The sequence below is a fragment of the Alkalimonas sp. genome, assembly GCF_020831925.1.
Classification (GTDB): Bacteria; Pseudomonadota; Gammaproteobacteria; order Enterobacterales; family Alteromonadaceae; genus Alkalimonas.
This window is the reverse complement of the sequence record NZ_JAFIFQ010000015.1, coordinates 39,909-61,985: the sequence shown is the minus strand read 5'-3', so window position 1 is coordinate 61,985 and position 22,077 is coordinate 39,909. Positions and strand designations below refer to the sequence as shown.

Below are 22,077 nucleotides of genomic sequence, written 5' to 3'. Positions count from 1 at the left end.
CGGTCTGATCCACCAGGTACTTGCTGTAACCGGCAAAATTCTCATCGCCGCCATCCCCTGCCAGCGCTACCGTAACTTTTTTGCGCGCCAGTTCGGCGACAAAATAAGTCGGCACAAAAGACGGATCGGCAAAGGGTTCGTCAAAGTAGCGGCTAATGCGCAGGAAGCTGTCGGTGACATTGGCACGCACGGTAAATTCATGGTGATCGGTGCCAAACTGCTGGGCGATCTGTTTGGCGTACTGCACTTCATCAAACTTTTTCGAGTCAAAGCCAATGGCGCAGGTGGTCACCGGTTGCGTACTCTGCTTCGCCATGCTGGCCACAACGGCACTTGAGTCCACGCCGCCGCTTAAAAAAGCCCCCAGCGGCACGTCACTGACCATGCGGATTTTCACCGCATCATCTAAAAGCTCGCGCAGCTGATGCGACAACTCCTCTTCCGAGGCAGCACTGGCGCTGGCAAAGCTCAGATCCCAATAACAGTGCTCGGTAAACTGTCCCTGGTGCCACTCTGCATAATAGCCAGGCTTGAGTTTGCGGGCGTGTTTGAAAATACTTTTTGGGTCCGGCACATACTGGTAGAAAAAATAGTCTTGCAGCGCTTGCGGGTTCAACTCCCGCTTAAAAAAAGGCAGCGGCATCAGCGCTTTTAATTCCGAGCCAAAGGCAAAGTAATCACCGTCCTGATACAGGTATAAAGGCTTTTTGCCCAAACGATCGCGAGCCAAAAACAGTTTTTGCTGCTGCCTGTCCCAAATCGCGATGGCAAACATGCCATTGAGCTGCTGCAAACAGGCCGGGCCATGCAGCATATAGAGCCGCAGCAGCACTTCACTGTCGGTATGACTGACAAAGTGCTCACCTTGCGCTTTCAGCTCTGCTCTTAATGGCTGGAAATTATAAATTTCGCCATTAAACACCATCACATAACGGCCACAAGCTGAATGCATCGGCTGGCTACCGGCAGTGGATAAATCCAGAATACTAAGCCGTCGGTGCACCAGGGCTATGCGCTGATCGAACCAAAGCCCACCACCATCCGGGCCCCGATGCAAAATCGCCTGCCCCATTTGCGCCAGCAGTTGCTCGGTTGTTGCCTCTGGCTCGCCAAAGCGGAAAAAACCAGCTAATCCACACATCCTTGTTACTCCCTGCGGCCTGGATTGGCCAACTGCTGCTGTGATTGCAACTGCTTTCTAAGCGATGCCTTGGTGACAGGGCCCTTTTGTGTGCGCCTGCCAAGCGGCTCTTCAGCCAGACCAGGCGGTTCGTTCTCTTCTGGCTGCTCGCGCCGGCCCAGTGCATTGGCTGCAGCTGCTGCCGCTGTTTTCGCTTTATGCTGCAAGTAATAGACATTGCTGGAAGACGCCAAAAATAAAATCATCCAGAACAAAATCTCGGCCCGGGCCCGGTCAATAAAGGTAGCTGCCGCTAAAAAGCCAATTAAGCCGCATTCAAGTGCTAAAATTTTGTGGTAAATCTCCGGTCGCCCCTGCTTGATCATGTATTTCTTGGTTTTGTGGCTGATACGAAATACCGACAACAGCATGCCAACAAAGACAAACAAACCCAGCCAGCCAAAATCACCCAGCACCTGAAACCAGGTGGAGTGCGGTACCCGCCGCTCTATGGTGTAGTTGGTTTGGGTCGGGTCCAGATAAATGGCACTGACGGTGGAGTACCCCCCCACTCCCATGCCAAGCGGGTAGTCCTTGATCATATCAAAAGTGCCAAACCAAAAGTGCATCCGGCCACGGCCATCTGCCCCGCGCTGACCCTGTTCATCAGCCTGCAGGGTTTGCATCCGGTTCCAGAAGGATTCATCGGTTAAATACAGTGCCCCGGATAAGCCAGCGATCACAATACCCACCGCCGCCATACGCTGGCGGGCTTTTTGAATGCGGGAAAACAGCATAAAAAACACAAACAGCGAGCAGCCGGCCAGCACACCAACAAAAGCGCCCCGGCTGTTGAGTAGCACCAACACATTCACCACAAAAGCGCTGCAGACAAAGACCACAGCACGGGTTTTCCAGTTGCCCTGCCAGGCGTAATACAGCAGCAATACCACAGCAGGCACCAAGGCCGCAGCTGCTAAGTTGGAGTCGGTACTGGTATCAATCATGCCAATGCCGGATAAACGGCCACGGTTATCCCGCCCCATCGAATGGCCGTAATAACCGACATAGGCTGCACCAAGCAAATAGACCCAGATGGCAATATTAAGTAACTTTTCGGTATTCAGTAGCTTGTACGCCACCAGCATCACCACCACCAATCGCCAGAAGTAATCGGTAAAGCGACTGTGTGCATCGGGATCAAGCGCATAGAAAAACGCGATGAAATGCAGCAGTAAAAATGCCAGCATCCAGCCAAACACCGGCTGCCTGGTCCAGGGGCTGATTTGGCTGAGTTCTTTGTACTTGTAAGCCAATGCCAACAACATCATTAAGGCAGTGATAAAGGAATAGCGCATGCTGGGAATGTCGGCGCTCCACCAGCGGTTTTCCGGGTTGAACATGTAGACAATCTGGTACAGAAAAAACGCCGCTGCGCCATTGTAAGCCAGCACCGCAATCAGGCCACCGCCATACAGCAATAAGAAAAACAGCGCAAACTTAGACACGGTGGACCTCCTGCTTGCAACGGCTGGCTGTAACCAACAGCAATGGTAGGCGAATACAACTTATCATAAGGCAATGTACCGGCGGATACGAGCACCCAGGCCATTGGCCAGCGGCAAGGGTAGCTGTTGCCAGGCTTTTTCTGCCAGGCTGCGAAGCCTGGATGGCCCGGCATCGTCGGCACTCAGTAAATGGGTGATGCCACTTTGCTGAGGCTTTAGCAATTGCCAGTCCAGCGGCACCGGCTCAGCCCCCCACTGCTTTTTAAAGCGATAGGTGCCTTCTTCTGGTGTGGAGCGCCCCATATCAAAGAAACGCACACCATGATCGGCTAAATGGGCCTGCAAGGTCCAATACAGCAGCATATTGGGCGCCAGGTGGTTGTAATCGGCTAGTGTCGATGCCCAGGGGATCACCGCCTGCTCGCCTTGCAGCAACACCAAACCAGCACCAACCGCTACATTCTGGTACCAGACCAAACCAAGGACCGCCTGGCCCGCCGGATAATGCTGCAAAATAGCATCAAACCAGGCCAAACTATGAGGCGGTGAGCCCAAACGCTTCATGTTGGTACCGTAGACCTGATAAAACAGCCGCACGGCATCACGATCAGTACGAACCTCGGCTGTCAGGCCATTTTTTTCAGCTTTTTTAATCTGACTGCGTAACTTGGGTTTGTAACTGGCCAGTAAGATGTCGGCACTCTCTGGCAAAGGCGTCACCATCCGTACTTTCTGGCTGGCCAACTCTGGATTGGCAGTATTCCCATACCGGATTTCAATGGCCTCGGGCTGACGATGGTGCAGCTGTTTTACCAATGCCTGTTCCAGTTCAGTGCTGACGGCCAGTGGCCCGGAGAAGTCACAAAAAGGCTGGGAGATCAGGCGGCAACTGGCCAAGGGCCGTTTAAAATGGACATAAGGCAAGATCCCACGGATCGGCTGCTCTGGCTGGCGGGTATCCCGCGCAACCAAACAACCTGCCGCATGGCCATAGGCTTGCTCAACCGCCCTGCGCCAGCCACTGTGTAGGTATGGGCTGGCGGTCGCCAGAATGGCAATAAAGGCATCCGCTTCTGGCTGGTCTTCAGCAGCCAGTTCATGGAAAGTGCATGCGTTGATAAGTGGTTCCATCATGGTCGTTGCATTCATTGCTGTGACGTTGCTCCAAACAGGGTCCGTAGTTTGTGCTTGCTTTGTCTGGCAAAAGACTCCAGCCGAAAACGCGCTCTGGCATGCTGCAAGCGAAGCTGGCATAAAACGGCATGCGGTTGGCCCAACTGCCGTTTATAACGCTCATCACCCGCCATAAAATCATAAAATGCCAGCCCTTGCCGGCAATAATGCTCGATGCACAGACTGTGTCCAACCAGGCCGGGCTTCAACTGCTTGTCGAGCTCTGGCCGAAAACCCGCCAGATAAAAATAAATCCGATTGCGATAGCGCAACTGATAAAAGGTGGCCAGATGCTGCTGTCCTGCCATCAGAGTCAACAACTCGGCACCTTTTGCTGGTTGTGCTTGTGCTGGTTCGCTACTTTGCTCTGCCCAGGCTGCCTTGATAAGTGCCCGATGAAAAGCCAGAAACTCCGGATTAGCAAAACCACTTTGCCCTGCCTCGCTGCCCCAACGCTGTTGATGCCAGGGGCTGATGGCATCAAACCATTGCAGGGCTTGCTGCACGTTTTGAGCTTGTTCCAAGCGCAGCTCGCCAACCTGTTGATAGCGCCGCTTACTGCGATTAATTTGATAACGGCAATTCGCCGATAAGCTGGCCAGATAACTTTGACCAGAGTCACGTATCGCTTGTAAATCCACGCCAAAGCATGGTTGCTGCCAATCGATTTGTCGATGCAGTGGAGCTTGCTGCCATTGTTTGGCCTGGTGCGCATCCACACCTGCCAGCACCAATTCATCCCATTGCTGCCACTGCAGCAGGCCGTTTAACACAGCTTGATCAACCTGCCTGGTCATTCCTCGTCTGGCCAGCACTGTATTGTATTCAATCCAGATTTGGTCCTGGCTGGCTACACCCGTTTGATGCAACCGCAGCACGCGGGAGCCGATCAACCGATGGCGACGCTCGAAGCTGCAGCTGAATAAAGCCAGGCCAACCAATTCATTGGCTGCGTATACCCGCATCACCATCAGATCGGGTTGGTAGCTTTGCAACCAGACGCGAACCCATAGCCAGGACACAAAAAAGCTGCCGTCGGCGTCTGCTTCCAGTTGCTGCCAATCCGTCGCAATCTCAGCGAGATCCTGCAGCGGCTGCCAGCTGGTACGTAACGCTTGTCCGCTTATCACCGTGCACACCAACGCCATGCAAGATTCAACCACTCCATCCGCTTAGCTCCGGATCCGGTAGTAATCCTGGTACCAGTCGACAAAACGCTGCACTCCGATAGCAACAGGAGTCGCCGGTTTAAAGCCAACTGCCTTGCTTAAATCATCGATATCGGCGTAGGTGGCTGGCACATCACCCGCTTGCATCGGTAAAAACTCTTTGATGGCCTCTTTGCCCATGGCGGTTTCAATGTGCTGAATAAACTGCATCAGTTCAACCGGCTGATTGTTGCCGATATTAAATACTTTGTAGGGAGCTCTGCTTTCTGACGCTATGGTTGGGTCCCAGTTCGGGTTTGCTTTGGGTATGCAGTCCTGCACCCGCACCACACCTTCCACAATGTCATCGATGTAGGTAAAGTCGCGCTGCATCTTGCCCTGATTAAACACCTTGATAGGTTTATGGTTGGCAATGGCATCGGCAAACAGAAACATCGCCATATCCGGCCGGCCCCAGGGGCCATAGACGGTGAAAAAGCGCAACCCTGTGGTTGGGATCTGATACAAATGGCTGTAGCTGTGCGCCATCAGTTCATTGGCTTTTTTGGTTGCCGCGTACAGGGAGACCGGGTGATCGACTCTGTCTTGCACGGAAAAAGGCATCACCGGGTTCATGCCATAGACCGAGCTAGACGAGGCATAGACCAGGTGCTCTACCTGCTGGCTTCGGCAGCCTTCCAGCACATGCAGCATGCCCATCAGATTGCTCTCACCATACACCAGCGGGTTTTCGATCGAGTAGCGCACCCCGGCCTGAGCAGCCAGATGGATGACCCGCTGAAATTGATGGGTGCTAAATAGCTCTGCCATGCCAGCGCGGTTGGCGATATCCAACGGTAGAAAGGTAAAGTCGGCATGAGGCAGCAGTTGAGCGAGGCGATCTTGCTTTAACTGGACGGCATAGTAATCGTTCAGATTGTCGATGCCAACCACAGCGTGGCCAAGCTCCAGCAGACGCTGACAGACATAAAATCCGATAAAACCTGCAGCGCCCGTGACTAAAAACTTCATGCTTCATCCTTGGTTTGAATGGTTAGTGGCTAATCCTTGCCACTATAGAGCGGCATTGCCAGTAATTTTTGTTGGATCAACGCCAGTTGCTGTTGGTAAGCAACAGAATCCAGGTCGACATAATAGCTTAGAAACTGCTCGTATTGAATACCTTCGTGCAAGGATTCAAACACTGGCAACAGGTCACCGTCATCGCGTGGCTGCAAAAAAAATGCCTGCAAATTTCTGGCTGATGCTTCAGATTGCAGAGCGAGCTCCGCAAAACGCAAGCCAGCTTTATCCGCCAGTAAGTCGACAAAGCTAAAGCCACTGCGTCCGGGGTTGGTATCCAGCAGTTCTTTCATCTCCCCGGCCAGCAACCCAAGCTCGCGGTTGGTGAGCGCTTTGATCACGGCCGAATAAACAAAGTGTTGCTGTAAGTCGAAGCGCCCGGCCAGCTGCACTTCTCCGGGAGCTGGCCGGCTGAGCGGATAGCTACGGCCATCGCCCAGCAACCAATCAAAGTGTGCCGGACCAAAAAATGCCCCCAAGGCCAACAAAGCGGCTTGGTTTTCCAGCACAGCACTGACATCTGCTTGCTCGCTTTGAACATAGGCGGACTGAAACACCACATCCAGATAGCTGCTTAGCTGCTGCGGCTTATGCTGTTGGTAGTGTGATTGCAGCTGCTGCAAATAGACCTCAAACCGCTCCGGCTCACTGAGTAATAAGCGCTGCAGCGGCAAACCAGAGCGCAACCCGCCTTTAAAGTTATCGGGAATCGCAAAACGAAAGCGCACGATATCGGACTCTAGCTGCACTTGTTCCACCGCGTAGATCAAGTGGGCTACTTCATCTGAACCCAGCATGCGGCTGGCTTGCCAACTGAGCACCCGCAGCACCCAGGAGCCAGGTATTGATAAAGAGCCAAGCTGCACCCGCTCCAGCCAATCGCCCTGCTCATCCGGCACTAGGCTTGCTTGCACATTCAAATGAAGCGCTCCAGCCAGCACCGGATAGGACAATGCCAGCGTAGCTCTGTCGGCTGTGATGCTTACTTCGGCCTGCACTTTGGGAAAAGCACGTTGGCCGATGGCAATGAGCGCCTGGCTCTCTTGCAATGTGATGTACAGATGTTGCTGCTGCAAGGCCCTGCCTTTAAGGCGGCTGCCAAAGGTTTCTGCCAACAAAGCCGTATCCGGTGTCACCGGGTAGTTGTTATGTACCGAGGGCTTAAAATCAAACAGCAAAAAAATCAGTACAGCAAGCAGCAACAAGCACCCAAGCAGAATGCGGGCCAGCAGTTTAGTGAGCGAAAAGCCCACCATTGAGAATGTATGCATTGTAGCCAAGCAGACTAACCCTTACTGACAGCCGGATAGTGCAATAAGCGCTCGGCAATCTGCTGGCAAGCGCTACCATCGCCATAAGGATTATGCGCTACACTCATTTGCTGATACCAGGCAGCATCATCCATCAGCCGCGAGACCTCCCGCACAATGCTGTCCTTGTTTGTGCCTACCAGCAAGACAGTGCCAGCAGCAACAGCCTCTGGCCGCTCAGTGGTATCACGCATCACCAGGACTGGCTTGCCCAGCGAAGGCGCTTCTTCCTGAATGCCGCCAGAGTCAGTCAGCACCAAATAGGACTGGCGCATCAAAAAGACAAAGGGTAAATAGTCCTGCGGTTCAATCAGGTGAATATTGGACTGCTCACCCAGCAAGCGGAACACGGGCTCGCGTACATTCGGGTTCAGATGCACCGGGTAGACAAAGTCGCATTCGGGGTAGGTATCGGCCAACTGTTTTAACGCCGCGCAAATGTTGTCAAAACCTGCACCAAAGCTTTCCCGACGATGTCCGGTAATCAGTACCATGCGCCGCTGTTGGCCCCAGGGCAGTTGCTCAGATAGCTCTTGCAGCAAGGCCGGTGTTTGTTCGATTTTAGCAACTACAGCAAGCAAGGCATCAATGACGGTATTGCCCGTAACGGTTATCAGCTCTGACGCCACCCCTTCGCTCAGCAAATTCTGCCGCGCTGTCTCGGTGGGAGCAAAATGCAGCTGCGTTAACACCCCGGTTAATTTGCGATTGGCCTCTTCCGGCCAGGGACTAAACAGGTTGCCGGTGCGCAACCCTGCCTCGACATGGCCAATGGCTATTTTTTCATAGTAGCAGGCTAAGGCGGTAGCAAAGGTGGTGCTGGTATCGCCATGCACCAGCACCAGATCCGGTTGGTAGCTGCGAAGCACGGCTTTTAACCGCTCCAAAATGGTGATGGTGACATCAAATAAATCCTGCCCTGGCTTCATGATGTCTAAATCGAAATCCGGTGTGATGTCAAACAAGCCGAGTACCTGATCGAGCATTTGCCGATGCTGAGCCGTCACGCAGACTTTGTTTTCTATGCCTGGCGTTTGTTGCAATGTATTCACCAAAGGCGCCATTTTGATGGCTTCCGGGCGGGTTCCAAACACGATCAGTGTTTTTAGCATAACGATAACCTTATCTGTTGCTGAAGTGTCCATACACGAACGGTAAGAATAAGATGACGATGGTAGCAAAATTTCCACCTCTGATGGTAAGAATTTCAGCAGTAAGGCCTGAGAAATCCTCGCTTTGCATAGGGCGAGCTATTGCGCTTTATAGGGCTATCGTTTAGTCTTTGTTCTAGTTAAATGACAGGCATGTCGAACAGCAGCAATGGAGTGCGAGAGTCTGCTAAAGTGGAAAGACCATGCGGATGGAACATCCACTTTTCACCACGCAACTTGCTGGCTCCATTCGACACGCCACCACAATTCCGACCGTCTTTCATCACGGCCTGTATCATACAGTGATAGCCGCGGTGAATGCAGTTAGGTGAGCAAGGGTACGAGCATGCACGATTTTAGCAAAATTTCAGTCATCGGTCTGGGTTACATTGGCCTGCCAACCGCAGCGGTGATTGCTTCCCGGGGAGTTCAAGTCCATGGAGTGGACATCTCAGAGCATGCCGTCGACACGATAAACCAGGGTAAGATCCATATTGTCGAACCAGACTTGGATATGTTGGTTCAGGCAGCCGTTTCAACCGGTAAGCTCAAAGCCTCGACCGAAGCAGAAGCTGCCGATGTTTTTATGATCGCAGTGCCTACTCCGTTTCAGGGCGATAAAAAGCCCGATCTTAGCTTCATTGAGGCAGCCATCAACACCATTGCCCCGCACGTGAGCAAAGGCAATTTAATTATTCTGGAATCGACCTCGCCGGTTGGCACCACCGAGAAAATAGCACAGTGGCTGGCAGAGCTACGACCGGACTTGCGGATGCCTCATGCCAATACCGATCAATCCGATGTTTTTATAGCGCACTGCCCTGAGCGTGTGCTGCCTGGCCGCGTGTTGCAGGAGTTGGTGAGTAACGATCGCATTATTGGTGGCATTAGTCCCCGCTGTGCCCAGAAAGCCATGGAGCTGTATCAACTCTTTGTTCGGGGTGAGTGTCTGTTAACCGATGCCCGGACTGCAGAGATGGCAAAGCTGACCGAAAACTCCTTCCGTGATGTGAATATTGCCTTTGCCAATGAGCTATCGATGGTATGTGACCATTTGAAGATTAATGTCTGGGAACTGATTCAACTGGCAAACCGCCACCCCAGGGTCAATATTTTAAGCCCCGGGCCTGGTGTTGGCGGCCACTGCATTGCGGTCGACCCCTGGTTCATTGTGGACTCAGCCCCAGAGCAAGCCAAAATGATACGGTTGGCCCGTGAAGTCAATGATGCGAAGCCTCATTACGTGATGGATCGGGTGAAAAAAGCAGCCGATGAATTCAAAAAGCCGGTGATTGCCTGCCTTGGCCTGGCATTTAAAGCCGATATTGATGATCTTCGCGAAAGCCCGGCACTGGATATAGCCAAAGCCCTGACCGAGCAACGCATTGGTGAAGTGCTGTGGGTAGAGCCGAATATTCGTTCGCTGCCGAAAGCATACCAAGCCTTCACCCCTCAGTTAGTTACCTTACATGAGGCACTGGAACGCGCGCATATTTTAGTGGTGCTGGTAGACCACAAACAATTTAAATCGTTAAAGCCTGGCGATGTGGCTGCCAAAGTTGTGATTGACACCCGCGGTCTGTTTGGTTAATTGCCTGCTCAACCTGCTCAAGGAGAGGAAAGATGAAAAAAACAACAAGGTTACTATCTGGTATAGCCCTCTTGGCTGCCCTGACCGCTTGCAGTAAAAAAGACAGCGAAGCACATTATCTAGCAGCACAAGACTATCTTGCGACTCAACAGTACAATGCAGCCGTGATCGAACTGCGTTCGGCTGTGCAACAATCGCCGGATGATTATCGTTTTCGGCTGGCGTTAGGGAAAGCCTTGCTGGGTATTGGCGATACTGGCAGCGCAGAGCGAGAATTTGAGCGGGCTATGCGTTACGGTGCCCCAGAAGAAGACATCGCTTTGCCCTTGATGCAAGCCTATTACCTCGGCAACAATTACCAGGCCGCGATTTCTGCCTTTGAGAACAGCGAAAGCCTGACGGAGCGCGATCAGGCGCTGGTGGACACCTATCGTGCGTTATCGGAGATTGAGCTGGGTGACACGCCCTCTGCCATTGTGCATTTTGAACGACTGAGCCAATCGGACTATGCGGATGTTGCTGCCATGGCCCAGGCGCATTTGCATTTGAGTGCACGTGAGGCTGAAGCTGCCATCGAGCGTTTAGACTCCGTTGCAGCAGACAGTGAACTCTTTGCAGAGACACGCTATTTAAAAGGTAAGATCTGGCTGGCACAGGAAGAGATGCCAGAGGCCATTGAGAACCTGAAAGAATACGTTGCTTTGGCACCAAGCAAACTGTTAGCCAGGCTGTTATTGGCACAAGCCTATGTCCGAAATGGTGAGTTTGATAACAGTGAGCCCCATTTAAACCTGTTGCTGCGTTTATTCCCAGAGCAGCCAATGGCCAATTATTTACAAAGCCTGGTGAGCTTCCAGCGCGATGATTTTGAAGCAGCTAAAGCACACAGTGAGCGCGCAATCCGTCATGGTCTGGTGGGCACAAGAGCACGCGTAATCGCAGCAATCTCTTCAACGCGTCTAGGGCTGGAAGAGCAAGCATTGCGTCATCTGGAACCGATTCGTGATCAACTGCATCAAATACCCGATGCTCAGCGCTTGTTCGCATTATTGCAGCTAAGAGCCGGTGAAACAGAAGATGCCGGCAAGATACTTGCGAGTATGCCGGAGCATGAACAGAACCTGCAATTGATCGCCAGTACCGCTTTCGAGCTGGTGCGCAAAGGCTCGCCAGATTCTGCGCAAAGCCTTCTAAGCCAATATCAGAGCCGTGATGACTTGGATGCGGCAGGACTAACCACTATTGGTACCGTCAAACTGGGTATCGAAGGACAGCGGGATGCTGGTATCCGTGATCTGGAGCAGGCGCTGCAGCTGGATCCTTCCATTACCCAAACACGTTTAGTTTTGGCGATGACCTACCTGCAACAGGGTGACTTTGATAAAGCTTCCGCGCTGGCTGAAGAGTGGATTAAAGATCCTGAACTGCAGGTCGCTGGCTACAACCTGCAAGCCTATGCAAATTTTTTACAACAACGTTTTGATCAAGCAATGCAACTGAGTAACCAAGCATTGCAAATCAAGCCTTTGAATCCCTTTTCTTCATTGTTGCAAGCGATGATCAAGGTACAACAGCAAGATCTGACGGCAGCCAATCAGCAACTGAAAACCATGCTGGACCAACATCCTCAGTACCTTGCCGGCCTAGAGCAATACTATGCTGTCGGCAAGGCGCGACAGGACACAGCGGATGCTACCAAGCGGATCGATCAATTGTTCCGTCAGAATGAGCAGATTTATCCGGCACGCTTGCTGCGGGCCCGGGTTGCGCATGACCAGCAGGATTTTCAAAAAGTTATTGATCTGCTCAACGATATCAATCCTCAGGAACAGCCTCTCCCAGTTAGCCACCACTTGCTGTTGGTCGAGTCGCATCAGCAGTTAGGACGTCATGCCCCTGCGGTTCGGCTGGCGGAGCGCTGGTACCGGCAGAGCCCGGCCAATATTCAGGCCGGTTACACCTATGCTAATGCTCTGGCGCTGAATAATGAACGTGAAAAAGCACTAGATACTATCAATGGGTTGCTGAAAAATAATCCTGGCCACGAGCGCTTGCTGGTAGCACAAATTACCTTGTTAGCACAACTGCAGCGGCTTGATCAGGCGATTGCCGTTATTAGTAATTTGCCATCCGGTATGGCCACTAGTTCACAGATGCAGTTTATCAAGGGGCGGCTTGAATTGATGCGTGGGGACAATGCAGCTGCTAAGCGCGCCTTCCAGGCAAGTTATCAAGAGCTACCAACGCATGAGACCGCCTTGTTTATTGGTGTTAGTCTGGCCGCCCTTGAGTCTGAAGCAAGCGCAAAAACTTTTATTGAGCGGCATATCGCGCAGCATGGCTCCAATCAAGGCTTGGATACTTATCATGCCACCCTGTTGTTGAAGACCGATTCGGCTCAGTCTAAAAAAATGTACCAAAGCCTGCTGGAGAGAGAGCCGAATAATGTGATTGCGCTGAACAACTACGCTTGGTTACTGACAGACAATGATCAAGCAGCCCAAGCCAAACCCTATGCCGAGCGAGCTATGGAGTTGGTACCTAATCACCCTGATATCATTGATACCTATGGCAAGATATTGCTGCGATTGAATCAGCCCGCGGAAGCTTTAAAGCACTTTGAGCAATCGCTGAGCTTACGGCCCGATCATGCCGAGGTAATGCTGAATTACGCTGAGGCGCTCGGCAAAACGAATCAGCAGGAAAAAGCACGTGAAGTGTTGTCCCAGGTTCGTAGTGATGATCCAAGCATTTTAGAGCGTTTGGCAAGGCTACAAAGCCAGCTGCGCTAAAGCACAGATACAGCGCTTCTTTGGAGCAACAAAAAAGGGCTTTGATGAAAGCCCTTTTTTATGCGCGGTAACCTGGTTTCCAAGACAAGAGTCAGGCAATATCAAGTGCCAACTGATTTTCCTCGATCAATTCGTCTGTAACCAATTGACACACCGAATCAAAAAATGGTCGGAACAACGGTTTAATATCGCTCACCAGACTATCTTTGTACAGAATAAAGGGCTGGCGAACGCCGTGATAATCTATCAGCTGCCCTGCGGGTTGGAAGTGAATGCCAGGTCGATTCAGATGCTTCATCAATCTGGGTTCCATTATAGCAATCATGGCGTGAATATTCTGATTCTGCTGATAGTAAGCTGCCAGGGCAAAATACAAACAGATTGCAATGTGTGAAAAGCTCTGCAGCTCGTCCGAAGTAAACTGGTACCCCTGGTGGTCAAGATACACCTGGTGATCCAGTGTAATACGACGCCGGAACTCAGCTCGAATCGCAACACGGGACACTTCTGCATAGTCGCCACGTCTTAGCCCCAGGTTGGTGATGATGCTGCTATCGAGTGCTGGCTGGCAAAAGTGTTCTGAAGGCAAGGATTGCTTATGGCCAAACTCATCAAAAGGCAAAACACAACGAGCGGTGCCCGCTGCCAGCCCCGTGCGCCTATGACGGATCAGAAAGTGAAGTGAATGCCCATCGAAGCGGTCACGCTCCAGAGGCTGCTTAAACTGGCTTTTATCTTCATAGCCAAGTTCATCGCAATACACTTGATAGCGGATGTGATACACATCGCGTTTTTGAGCAGGTGTTGTAGCTAACACCAACTCAAAATAATCAAAGAAATTATTAATAACCATTCCCTCAAAGAATAAACCGCTTGCAGCTCTTATTTAACATTTATTGCTGCAGCTATGTCGCCCTTACACCCTGGTAAGTTCATTCGAACACATGCGAAGTCATCCGTGAGGTTGGTGCACTATGTCACCCTTCCCTAAAGCTTTATACCACTATATCCCAAGCTTGGTAAAAGAAGAATCACTGATTTGGGAAAACACCATTGCTTTTTAGATTAATTAGAATTGCATGAACGAAGACTGAACCTAAATTTAAATCATAAAAAAGCCAGTCAATGACTGGCTTTTTTTAAATCGCTTGAAATTGTGTTGATTAGGCTGCTTTGTTGCTGCGACGGCGACGAGCGGCGAAGCCCATGCCAAGCAAGCCAGCACCTAAGATGGCGATTGAAGTTGGCTCAGGTACTGAAAATACACCACTGATATTCAGGTCAGTAGTACGTACCAGTTCAAGACAGGCCGCATCCGCACAAACAGGGATGTAGTTAGGGTCTACGTTGAAATCAGCACGGAAATTAATAGTGGTGCCATTGCCTTGAGTGTACAAATCAAAGAATGAGTTACCAGAGTTTACATCCATGAAGAAGTTCTCAACAAAGGCGTTGCCACCGGCATACCAGCTGTAATCAACGGCAGCGTTAAACACTACGTTTGGATTAAAAGCTGAAGCACTTGCTGATAACAAATTCAGACCTAATACCTGAGTACTGGTATTTGTATTCAAATCTTCATAGAAGAAGCTAAACACGCCAGAGGTGAAGGTAGGAGCAATACCATCAAAGGCACCGAAAACTTCCTGACCATTGAAAGTACCACCGACTAAGTTACCATCCGCACAAGCACCTGCTGGGGCTGGAGGGCAGAAACCTGGAGGTAGGATACCATCGATGAACTCGGCAGTACCTGACACCTGATAAGAGAAGCTAAGCTTCCAATCATTGCCGTAACCAGCTGTTGCAGAAGCACCCAGCAGAGGGAACAACTGGCCAATGTCACCAGAGCCAACATCACTGAAACCCAACAGCTGGCCAATCAAATCATTAGCATGGGTTACAGCACCAGCTCCCAAACCATGAGTGTAGGTAGAAGTTACAGGCAAATTAGTGGCACCTAAACCACTGAATTGGGCTGTAGTACCATATCCACTGTTGATTTGGATGGGTGACGCAACTGCTGCAGAACCGAAGAGGGCCAGAGCAACTAATCCTAAATTTTTCATAGCTATTTCCTTAAGCGAACATCAAAGTCTGTTGCCTAAGTAAATGCACATCTTGTGCCAACTCTATGTTATTTTTTTTAACCTTAAAAAACAGGCGCTTACCGTGGCATGCATTGACATCAAAAGCAGAGGTGTAAAAAATTCAGACAGTTCCAGCATCAGCTCGGGTAACCGTTCGTTTGGCAATGGCAAACATCAGACGTGGCAACAAACCTTTATTACCAAAGGGGCGCCAGGTTCTTTTTAATTTGTTGCGGTAGGCATCAAAGTGCAGGCCGTAAGGAGCTGCGACTATATTCCCCCGTTGCAGCAGGATTTTTAACGCATAGGTAGCCGCCATGCCTGCGCAGAGTTGCACCCCCATAATGGTGGAAGGACCTTTACGGGCTTTAAAATCAACCCGGCTTTTATCGACCAGATACGGGAGCTGTAGCATGGAGGGTGACAAACCAATCAAAAATTGGATGTATTGATCCAATTCAGAGCGCCCCTCAAAACAAAAATACTGCTCGAAGGTCATCTTTCCGGGCATAAAGCACAACAAAGCACTGCCCATGCCCAGAGGGGCTGCCGTGACAATGGGTATACCTTTGGCAGTACAAGCTGCAAACACCAGCTTGCGAGCTTCCAGCGCAAAGAAGTCCAGGCTATCAACGTACAAATCCACGCCATCAAGAAAAGCATCCACATTGCTGGCGTCTATGCCCTGCGGGTAGCTGTCGATAACCAACTCTGGATTAATATCACGCGCCAGGCGTTCCATCACTTCAACCTTGTCCTGGTCGATGGTCGATAACATGGCACCCGCCTGGCGATTGAAGTTATGAATTTCAAACTGATCAAAGTCTGAAATACTGAAGTGGCTGATTCCAAGCCGGGTTAAAGTCAGTAGATGAGCACTTCCAACACCACCAGCACCGGCAATGGCAACTTTGCACTGCCGGAGCCTGCTTTGTTCCTGTTCAGTAACCCAGCCTATATTACGGGAAAATGCCTGGTGATAATCAAACATGAATGCCTCATCGAATCAGCTGAAAGCCTTGCGAAACCTTTGTATCCAGTTAAGAAGGAGAAGAGAGAGGGTTCAACGAAAACCCCTGCCCCCGGGCGTGCTCTGCAGCCGGCTTTAGGCCACCGGATTGAATCAGATCACGCTCGACTGACTCCAACAACCGCAGATAACCTGGGCTTAAATTGCTGCGCAAGTCACGTGCATCAATGTAAAAAGGGGCTCGTTTGCCATGGAACTCGATCAGCTTGCCAATTTGTTGAAACTGAATACCAACAAAAGTTAAGCTTCGCGCCAGCCGGGGCTCCATCATCACAAATCCATGATACCGCTTAGTCTGCATCGCCATGGCGGTCGCTGCCAGATACAAACAGATGGCTATATAGGGAAAGCAGCGGAGTTCAGTTTCAGAGAAAACCTGCTCGTTAATCGCACCAGTGGCAGCCCCTTTGAATTTATCAATCGCCCGCTTGCGAAAGTTTTCCGGCACAGCTAACCGGGATATCTCGCAAATGGACTCACGTGGAAAATTCATCGGCGACAACTCAGGGTGCTCAATGGCATGCCCACAAAACTGCTCTATAGGCAATAATTCGTCCGCGGCATTGGAACCGATAAGCCGCACCGTTCCTGCCAGCGCTTTCGAGCCAAGGTGACGCACAAAGCAGTGAATTGCACGCGCATCAAACTCATCACACTCTTCGTAACTTTCTTTAATATCTTCAAAATGCAATTCTTCGCAGTAGACCTGATGCCGCAAATGATACACTTCATGCTTAAGCTCTTCGGTCGTGGCTATTTGCGGCCGCAGATACTGGGAGAAGTGACGTGAAATCACTTTGGCATCATTGCTAGCCAAGGAGGTCATAGCTTTTTTAACCACCCCACCAATGATGGGCTTCTCAGCAAGGGTTCTAAGTTTTTTCATCGTCCGTCATTGCTGCTTAGCATTCAGTTGTAGTTCATCTTAGTATGGCTTTAGTTTATTGCCGAAGCCAGTTTAATTTTAACGGAATCACATCGATGGTCGTCTGATAACCAAGCCTAAGCAAATGCAGTTTGGTTTCAAGGGATAAACTAAAATCCACCGATGACACATCCCCGGTATTAATCAGTACCGTGTTATGCCAATACTCAGCATGCACGTACTCTCGCGATACCGCATTCATAAAGGTTTGGATCAACATATTAATGTATGAAATCAGCGGAAAGAAACGATTTTTCAGCACCGGCTTTTCTTCTGCATCGCTTTTCAAGCGAAAACAAACTGCGGGCACATGGCGACCAGACCAGTCTTTATGTAGCGCATCTTCGGATAAGATCACCCCATCGGCCATGACATGATTTTGAAAGTCTTTGAAAGAAAACAGCAGTGGAATCGACATGGAATAGCGAATGGACTGTGACACCTTCAGCCTAGGCGTCAATGCTTTATTAAACACTACCGGGCCGCCGCCATTGATATCCGTTGCCAGCACGTGCAAATCCAGCTCTAAATCAGCGAAAGTGCGCCCGCCCAGCTTTTCATCCAGCCACTCTTCAAAACGGTTACCATCCGATAAACCGCCCGTGCGAAGCAAAGACCAAAATGAAATCTCTCTAAATTGCTTAAAATCGGTATCCATAGCCAGTACTTTGATGTCATCCAGCTTCCAGCCAGCTGCATACAAGGCCGCTACGATGCTCCCCCCTGAAACACCGACCAAATGATTAAAGTGCAATCGCATTTCTTTTAAAGCCATCAGAATGCCAATGTAACAACACAAGCGGGTACCCCCTCCAGAGAAGATAGGCACAATTTCACGCTCTAACGGCTTTACCAGCATGGCAATATCCTTGAGATGGTCGATCATTTTTGCAAAAGCGACACAATACGATACACTCAGATGTGATGAACTGCACAGGTTCAGATCAGAGTTTAGACCAAGGATGATAAAAATGCGTTTGCTACTCGGTTGGATTTTTTTGTTTTGCTGTTCAGTTCAGGCTTCGACTCTGGTCGAGCTGATTCCCCAAATTAAACCTTCGGTGGTTGGCATTGCTATCCACAACCCATCCGCCTCGCCCAGAATCAACTTTGTTGGTACAGGCTTTGTCGTAGGCGATGGCAAGCAGGTGGTGACCAATTACCATGTAATCGGCCGAATTCTGGATGAGTCCCGACGCGAGGAGTATGTGGTGATTTCTGGCTCAGCCCGCGACATCACTATGCATCGCATTGTGAAGCGGCGCAATGCACCAGAGTACGACCTGGCCATTGTTGAGATCGAACAAGCATTGCCGGCCTTAACACTCGCCAAGGATGCGTTGCAACCGGAGGGAAGCCGGATTGCTTTCACCGGATTTCCCATTTCGAATGTTTTGGGTCTATACCCGGCAACACACCAAGGCATTATCTCTGCTGTGACGCCCATCGCAATCCCGGCAGACAACTCCCGTGACTTACATATTCAGGCACTGCGCCGATTGCGTGAACCTTACTTAATCTATCAGCTGGATGCTACCGCCTACCCGGGCAACAGTGGAAGCCCACTCGTGCATCAAGACAGCGGAGAGGTGATTGGTGTCATCAATATGGTGCATGTAAAGACAACCCGCGAAGCGGTTTTAAGTGACCCAAGCGGCATCAGTTACGCCATTCCGGTACGTTACGTCCGGCAGCTGCTGCAACAGCCTTAAAACGCGGGGGCTTTATGCAGGAGTTCTGGGGCCAGCTTGCGCTGGATAAAATTGGTTTTGCGCTGGCCGCGACCGGCTATCTGTTCTTCTTCGCATTGCTACTAACCGTCAAAGCACGAAACGTACCACGAACTTTGCTGCTTGGTTATGCCCTGTCTACTGTCTGTTGGGCACTGGTGTACGCACTAACCACGCAGCCACCTTACCAATCCACTGGCTCCATCTGGTTGGAGAACAGCCGCATACTGCTGCTGATACTTTTCCTCTATGCGGCGCTGCATGATTATCAGACGCAGATTTCTGCGTTTTTGCAACGGAAGATTGTCTGGTTAAGCTGTGTACTGCTGCTCAGTTGGACGATCCTGGCTCAGCTCGAGCTGGTCCCCCTATCCCTACTGCTAACCGGCCAATTGCTGCTGTGCATCTTTGTGCTAGCCTTACTCGAAGCCTTATATCGCCGTGCTGGCGATGCTCGCTGGCAATTTAAACCCCTTATTTTCGCGCTCAGTGTCTCAGTATTGTTTGATTTTGTGCTGCTGGCTGAGGGCAGCTTGTTCCAACGGGTGGATGCTCAATTATGGTCGGCGCGAAGTTATGTGCAGTTGCTTATGCTGCCGATGTTGGTCATTGCGGTGCGACGCATCAAAGCATGGAATATTCGGGTCTATATTTCACGTGATATTGTGATGCAAAGCTCACTGGTCCTGGCTGCCGGCGTTTACCTCTGCTTATTGGCATTGGCAGGCTTTTATATTCGCTACAGCGGCGGTGCCTGGTCAGAGCTGCTGCAAGCCACCTTTGTAGTGCTTGGCTTTGCGCTTCTTGCTGCTTTGGTATTGTCTGATAACATTCGGCGCAAACTAAAAGTTTTTATTGAAAAGCATTTTTTTGAGAATACCTTTGATTACCGGGCTAAATGGCTGGAACTGACCCACCGCTTGCGCCAGATTGATGTCAATAAAGACAATGTGCATCAGGAAACCTTGGCGAGTTGGTTGCAAGCTATTGGCTATACCCGGGGAGCCTTACTTCGCTACCAACAGCAGCCTAAAGTATTAGCCCGGATTAACCGGCCGGAACTGACTACTGAAGAGCATGAAATCCTGGAGCGATACATACAGGATTACCAACACAACAGCTGGATCATTGATTTAAAGCTAAGCAAAGATCCTTTTGTCGCTAGCCTGCCATCCAGGACAACGACCATCTACACTCAACTTATCATACCCATTCATGCCAAGGATGGATTGTGGGGGCTGTGTTTGCTGGATGCTGAGCCCCATCTGCAATTAAAGTTGAACTGGGAGCTGAAAGACTATTTGATCGCAGTTACCGAACAGATAGCCAGTTATTTATTTTTACTGGAAGCCAATAACAAACTAATGGAAAACGCTCAGTTTGCGGCTTTTAGTCGGATGTCTGCTTTTGTGGTGCATGATGTAAAAAACATCACAGCCCAGCTTGGCTTGCTGCTGAAGAACGCCGAGCGGCACAAAGATAACCCAGAGTTTATCGAAGATGCCTTTGACACCATAGCTTCCAGTAAGCGACGCATGGACAAAATGCTGGCGCAACTGATGAATAAAGAACGCAGCGAGGATAATCAATCGCGCTTTGAAGTATCGGAACTGATCGAGCAGCTGATTGAAAGCCGTTGCCAGGGCCAATTGCCATTGCCTGTTCTGCGACGCCATGAGCCGGTGATGCTGTCACTGGATAAAGAACGCTTTAGCAACGTGCTGTTTCATCTTATTGATAACGCACAATATGCGACGCCTGATGATGGCGAAGTCTGGCTGGAGCTAACCAAAGACGCAGGAATGATGCTGCTGCAAATTACCGACACGGGCAGCGGAATGAGTGCTGATTTCATTCAACAACGCTTATTTAAACCCTTTGACTCTACCAAGGGCAACGCTGGCATGGGGATTGGGGCTTACGATGCTCTGGTATTTGTCGAGCAATTAGGTGGTACCCTGACGGTAAATAGTAAACCAAATTTTGGGACTACCTTTACCATGCGACTTCCTTTAAACTAATAAAGAAGAATGACAAGGATTGTGCCATGAAGACACTGTTAATCGTCGAAGATGATTTAGGTATTCAAAAACAACTGAAATGGAGTTTGCCGGATTACGAACTGGTGTTCGCTGAAGACCGAAGCTCTGCGTTAACTCAGGTTCGTCGCTATGAACCCGCCGTAGTCACTCTGGATCTTGGCCTGCCGCCTGATCCCAGCAATGCCTCCGAAGGCTTGGCCTGCTTGACAGACATTCTGGCCATTCACCCTGAATGCAAGGTTATCATCATCACCGGCAATACCGACAAAGAGCATGCGTTAAAAGCCATCAATCTGGGGGCTTATGACTATTATCAGAAACCCATCGATCCGGATGTCCTCAGCGTAATTTTGGCCAGAGCCTTCAAGCTAAGTGCACTGGAACAGGAAAACCGCTATCTGCGTCACTCCGGTTTGCATCAGCAGGATATTATCGGCAACAGCGACTCTATTTTAAAAGCCTGCCGCATGGTAGAAAAAATAGCGCCGACAGAAATTACCACCTTGCTGCAAGGGGAAAGTGGTACCGGTAAAGAAGTCTTTGCCCGCAGCATCCACAAACAAAGCCCCCGAGCCGATAAACCCTTTGTCGCTATCAACTGTGCATCCATTCCGGAAAACCTGTTGGAAAGCGAGTTATTTGGCTACGAGAAAGGGGCTTTTACCGGGGCCAATAAAACCACCCTTGGCAAAATTGAATGCGCCAATGGAGGCACCCTGTTGCTGGATGAAATCGGCGATATGCCATTAAGTCTGCAAGCCAAGATGCTCCGATTCTTACAGGAAAGAGTCATTGAGCGCTTGGGTGGCCGACAGGTAATCGAAGTGGATGTGCGCGTGATTTGCGCCACGCACCGCAATTTAGCGGATATGGTGGCTGAGCAGACGTTTCGGGAAGACTTGTACTATCGTGTCAGCGAGATGACGCTATTTATACCACCACTGCGTGATCGTGGCCAGGATGTGGTGATTATTGCTAAAGCCTTGCTGCACAAGTTTAATCAAGAGTTCAAGACCCAGGTACACACCTTTTCTGAAGATGCCATGCAGGCCTTGCTTAGTCATCGCTGGCCTGGGAATATTCGTGAACTGCAAAATAAACTGAAGTCAGCCGTGATTCTGGCAGATAGTAAGCAGATCACAGCCGATGATCTTGGTTTGGCAGCGAGCAGTGAGCACAGTGCACCACGGACATTGCGAAAAGTACGTGAGGATGCTGAAAGCCAGGCTATTCGTGAAGCCTATGCACTGAGTAACGGCAATTTATCCAAAACAGCCGATCTGCTCGGTGTTACCCGGCCAACGCTCTATTCTTTAATTGATAAGTACCGTCTGCTTGAACTCAGAAACAATGAGCTAACGAGCTGAACGCAACTGATATAACC

Annotated in this window: 17 protein-coding genes; 5 read left to right on the top strand and 12 right to left on the bottom strand. The window is 50.4% G+C overall.

Annotated elements, in window-relative coordinates:
* From asnB to wecB, 7 genes are all read right to left on the bottom strand, one after another.
* Positions 1–1,141, bottom strand: a 1,141-nt coding sequence (asnB, locus tag JJU14_RS06820; protein WP_228611899.1) for an asparagine synthase (glutamine-hydrolyzing), incomplete at its 3' end; no start/stop codon positions are given.
* A gap of 5 nt (positions 1,142–1,146) precedes the next feature.
* Complete coding sequence (locus tag JJU14_RS06815; RefSeq protein WP_228611897.1) at positions 1,147–2,628, bottom strand: O-antigen ligase family protein; 1,482 nt, start codon at positions 2,626–2,628, stop codon at positions 1,147–1,149.
* 63 nt (positions 2,629–2,691) lie between these two features.
* Positions 2,692–3,762 carry a GNAT family N-acetyltransferase gene (locus JJU14_RS06810; protein WP_228611895.1) on the bottom strand — a complete coding sequence of 357 codons (1,071 nt, stop codon included), beginning with the start codon at positions 3,760–3,762 and terminating at the stop codon, positions 2,692–2,694.
* Positions 3,763–3,773: 11 nt separating this feature from the next.
* Entirely contained in the window at positions 3,774–4,949 is a 1,176-nt protein-coding gene (locus tag JJU14_RS06805; RefSeq protein WP_228611893.1) for a GNAT family N-acetyltransferase, read from the bottom strand.
* A gap of 24 nt (positions 4,950–4,973) precedes the next feature.
* On the bottom strand, positions 4,974–5,981 hold the full coding sequence (locus JJU14_RS06800; protein WP_228611891.1) for an NAD-dependent epimerase: 1,008 nt from the start codon (positions 5,979–5,981) through the stop codon (positions 4,974–4,976).
* Positions 5,982–6,010: 29 nt separating this feature from the next.
* The gene (locus JJU14_RS06795; protein ID WP_228611889.1) at positions 6,011–7,312 is read right to left on the bottom strand and encodes a hypothetical protein; all 1,302 of its coding nucleotides are present in this window, start codon (positions 7,310–7,312) and stop codon (positions 6,011–6,013) included.
* Positions 7,313–7,317: 5 nt separating this feature from the next.
* Positions 7,318–8,454, bottom strand: coding sequence for a UDP-N-acetylglucosamine 2-epimerase (non-hydrolyzing) (gene wecB, locus JJU14_RS06790; RefSeq protein ID WP_228611886.1), 1,137 nt, complete (start codon positions 8,452–8,454; stop codon positions 7,318–7,320).
* A gap of 385 nt (positions 8,455–8,839) precedes the next feature.
* On the opposite strand from wecB, the gene wecC reads away from it, so the two are divergent.
* Positions 8,840–10,084: a UDP-N-acetyl-D-mannosamine dehydrogenase gene (wecC, locus tag JJU14_RS06785; protein ID WP_228611884.1), complete on the top strand. Its 1,245-nt coding sequence runs from the start codon at positions 8,840–8,842 to the stop codon at positions 10,082–10,084.
* 32 nt (positions 10,085–10,116) lie between these two features.
* A complete protein-coding gene (prsT, locus tag JJU14_RS06780; RefSeq protein WP_228611882.1) occupies positions 10,117–12,876 on the top strand; it encodes an XrtA/PEP-CTERM system TPR-repeat protein PrsT in 2,760 nt (919 codons plus the stop codon).
* 91 nt (positions 12,877–12,967) lie between these two features.
* On the opposite strand, the gene JJU14_RS06775 is transcribed toward prsT, so the two are convergent.
* From JJU14_RS06775 to JJU14_RS06755, 5 genes are all read right to left on the bottom strand, one after another.
* Positions 12,968–13,729, bottom strand: coding sequence for a PEP-CTERM/exosortase system-associated acyltransferase (locus JJU14_RS06775; RefSeq protein WP_228611880.1), 762 nt, complete (start codon positions 13,727–13,729; stop codon positions 12,968–12,970).
* Between the two features lie 310 nt (positions 13,730–14,039).
* Entirely contained in the window at positions 14,040–14,945 is a 906-nt protein-coding gene (locus JJU14_RS06770; RefSeq protein ID WP_228611878.1) for a PEP-CTERM sorting domain-containing protein, read from the bottom strand.
* 142 nt (positions 14,946–15,087) lie between these two features.
* Positions 15,088–15,957 (bottom strand): ThiF family adenylyltransferase, encoded by an 870-nt coding sequence (locus JJU14_RS06765; RefSeq protein ID WP_228611876.1) that lies wholly within the window; start codon positions 15,955–15,957, stop codon positions 15,088–15,090.
* Positions 15,958–16,006: 49 nt separating this feature from the next.
* Complete coding sequence (locus JJU14_RS06760; RefSeq protein WP_228611874.1) at positions 16,007–16,882, bottom strand: PEP-CTERM/exosortase system-associated acyltransferase; 876 nt, start codon at positions 16,880–16,882, stop codon at positions 16,007–16,009.
* Between the two features lie 55 nt (positions 16,883–16,937).
* Positions 16,938–17,780, bottom strand: coding sequence for a patatin-like phospholipase family protein (locus tag JJU14_RS06755; protein WP_091342252.1), 843 nt, complete (start codon positions 17,778–17,780; stop codon positions 16,938–16,940).
* Between the two features lie 112 nt (positions 17,781–17,892).
* On the opposite strand from JJU14_RS06755, the gene JJU14_RS06750 reads away from it, so the two are divergent.
* Genes JJU14_RS06750 through prsR form a run of 3 tightly spaced genes read left to right on the top strand, consistent with a single transcriptional unit; the run spans position 17,893 to position 22,060 of the window.
* On the top strand, positions 17,893–18,633 hold the full coding sequence (locus tag JJU14_RS06750) for a serine protease (protein ID WP_228611872.1): 741 nt from the start codon (positions 17,893–17,895) through the stop codon (positions 18,631–18,633).
* 14 nt (positions 18,634–18,647) lie between these two features.
* Positions 18,648–20,672: an XrtA/PEP-CTERM system histidine kinase PrsK gene (gene prsK / locus JJU14_RS06745; protein ID WP_228611870.1), complete on the top strand. Its 2,025-nt coding sequence runs from the start codon at positions 18,648–18,650 to the stop codon at positions 20,670–20,672.
* A 26-nt stretch (positions 20,673–20,698) separates the two neighbouring features.
* Positions 20,699–22,060 (top strand): PEP-CTERM-box response regulator transcription factor, encoded by a 1,362-nt coding sequence (gene prsR / locus JJU14_RS06740; RefSeq protein WP_228611868.1) that lies wholly within the window; start codon positions 20,699–20,701, stop codon positions 22,058–22,060.
* Positions 22,061–22,077: the final 17 nt, after the last annotated feature.

Coding starts and splice junctions, on each gene's coding strand:
- JJU14_RS06810 (WP_228611895.1), bottom strand. CDS start 3,762: ATGATGGAACCACTTATCAACGCATGCACTTTCCATGAACTGGCTGCT.
- JJU14_RS06805 (WP_228611893.1), bottom strand. CDS start 4,949: ATGGCGTTGGTGTGCACGGTGATAAGCGGACAAGCGTTACGTACCAGC.
- JJU14_RS06800 (WP_228611891.1), bottom strand. CDS start 5,981: ATGAAGTTTTTAGTCACGGGCGCTGCAGGTTTTATCGGATTTTATGTC.
- wecB (WP_228611886.1), bottom strand. CDS start 8,454: ATGCTAAAAACACTGATCGTGTTTGGAACCCGCCCGGAAGCCATCAAA.
- wecC (WP_228611884.1), top strand. CDS start 8,840: ATGCACGATTTTAGCAAAATTTCAGTCATCGGTCTGGGTTACATTGGC.
- prsT (WP_228611882.1), top strand. CDS start 10,117: ATGAAAAAAACAACAAGGTTACTATCTGGTATAGCCCTCTTGGCTGCC.
- JJU14_RS06775 (WP_228611880.1), bottom strand. CDS start 13,729: ATGGTTATTAATAATTTCTTTGATTATTTTGAGTTGGTGTTAGCTACA.
- JJU14_RS06770 (WP_228611878.1), bottom strand. CDS start 14,945: ATGAAAAATTTAGGATTAGTTGCTCTGGCCCTCTTCGGTTCTGCAGCA.
- JJU14_RS06765 (WP_228611876.1), bottom strand. CDS start 15,957: ATGTTTGATTATCACCAGGCATTTTCCCGTAATATAGGCTGGGTTACT.
- JJU14_RS06760 (WP_228611874.1), bottom strand. CDS start 16,882: ATGAAAAAACTTAGAACCCTTGCTGAGAAGCCCATCATTGGTGGGGTG.
- JJU14_RS06755 (WP_091342252.1), bottom strand. CDS start 17,780: ATGCTGGTAAAGCCGTTAGAGCGTGAAATTGTGCCTATCTTCTCTGGA.
- JJU14_RS06750 (WP_228611872.1), top strand. CDS start 17,893: ATGCGTTTGCTACTCGGTTGGATTTTTTTGTTTTGCTGTTCAGTTCAG.
- prsK (WP_228611870.1), top strand. CDS start 18,648: ATGCAGGAGTTCTGGGGCCAGCTTGCGCTGGATAAAATTGGTTTTGCG.
- prsR (WP_228611868.1), top strand. CDS start 20,699: ATGAAGACACTGTTAATCGTCGAAGATGATTTAGGTATTCAAAAACAA.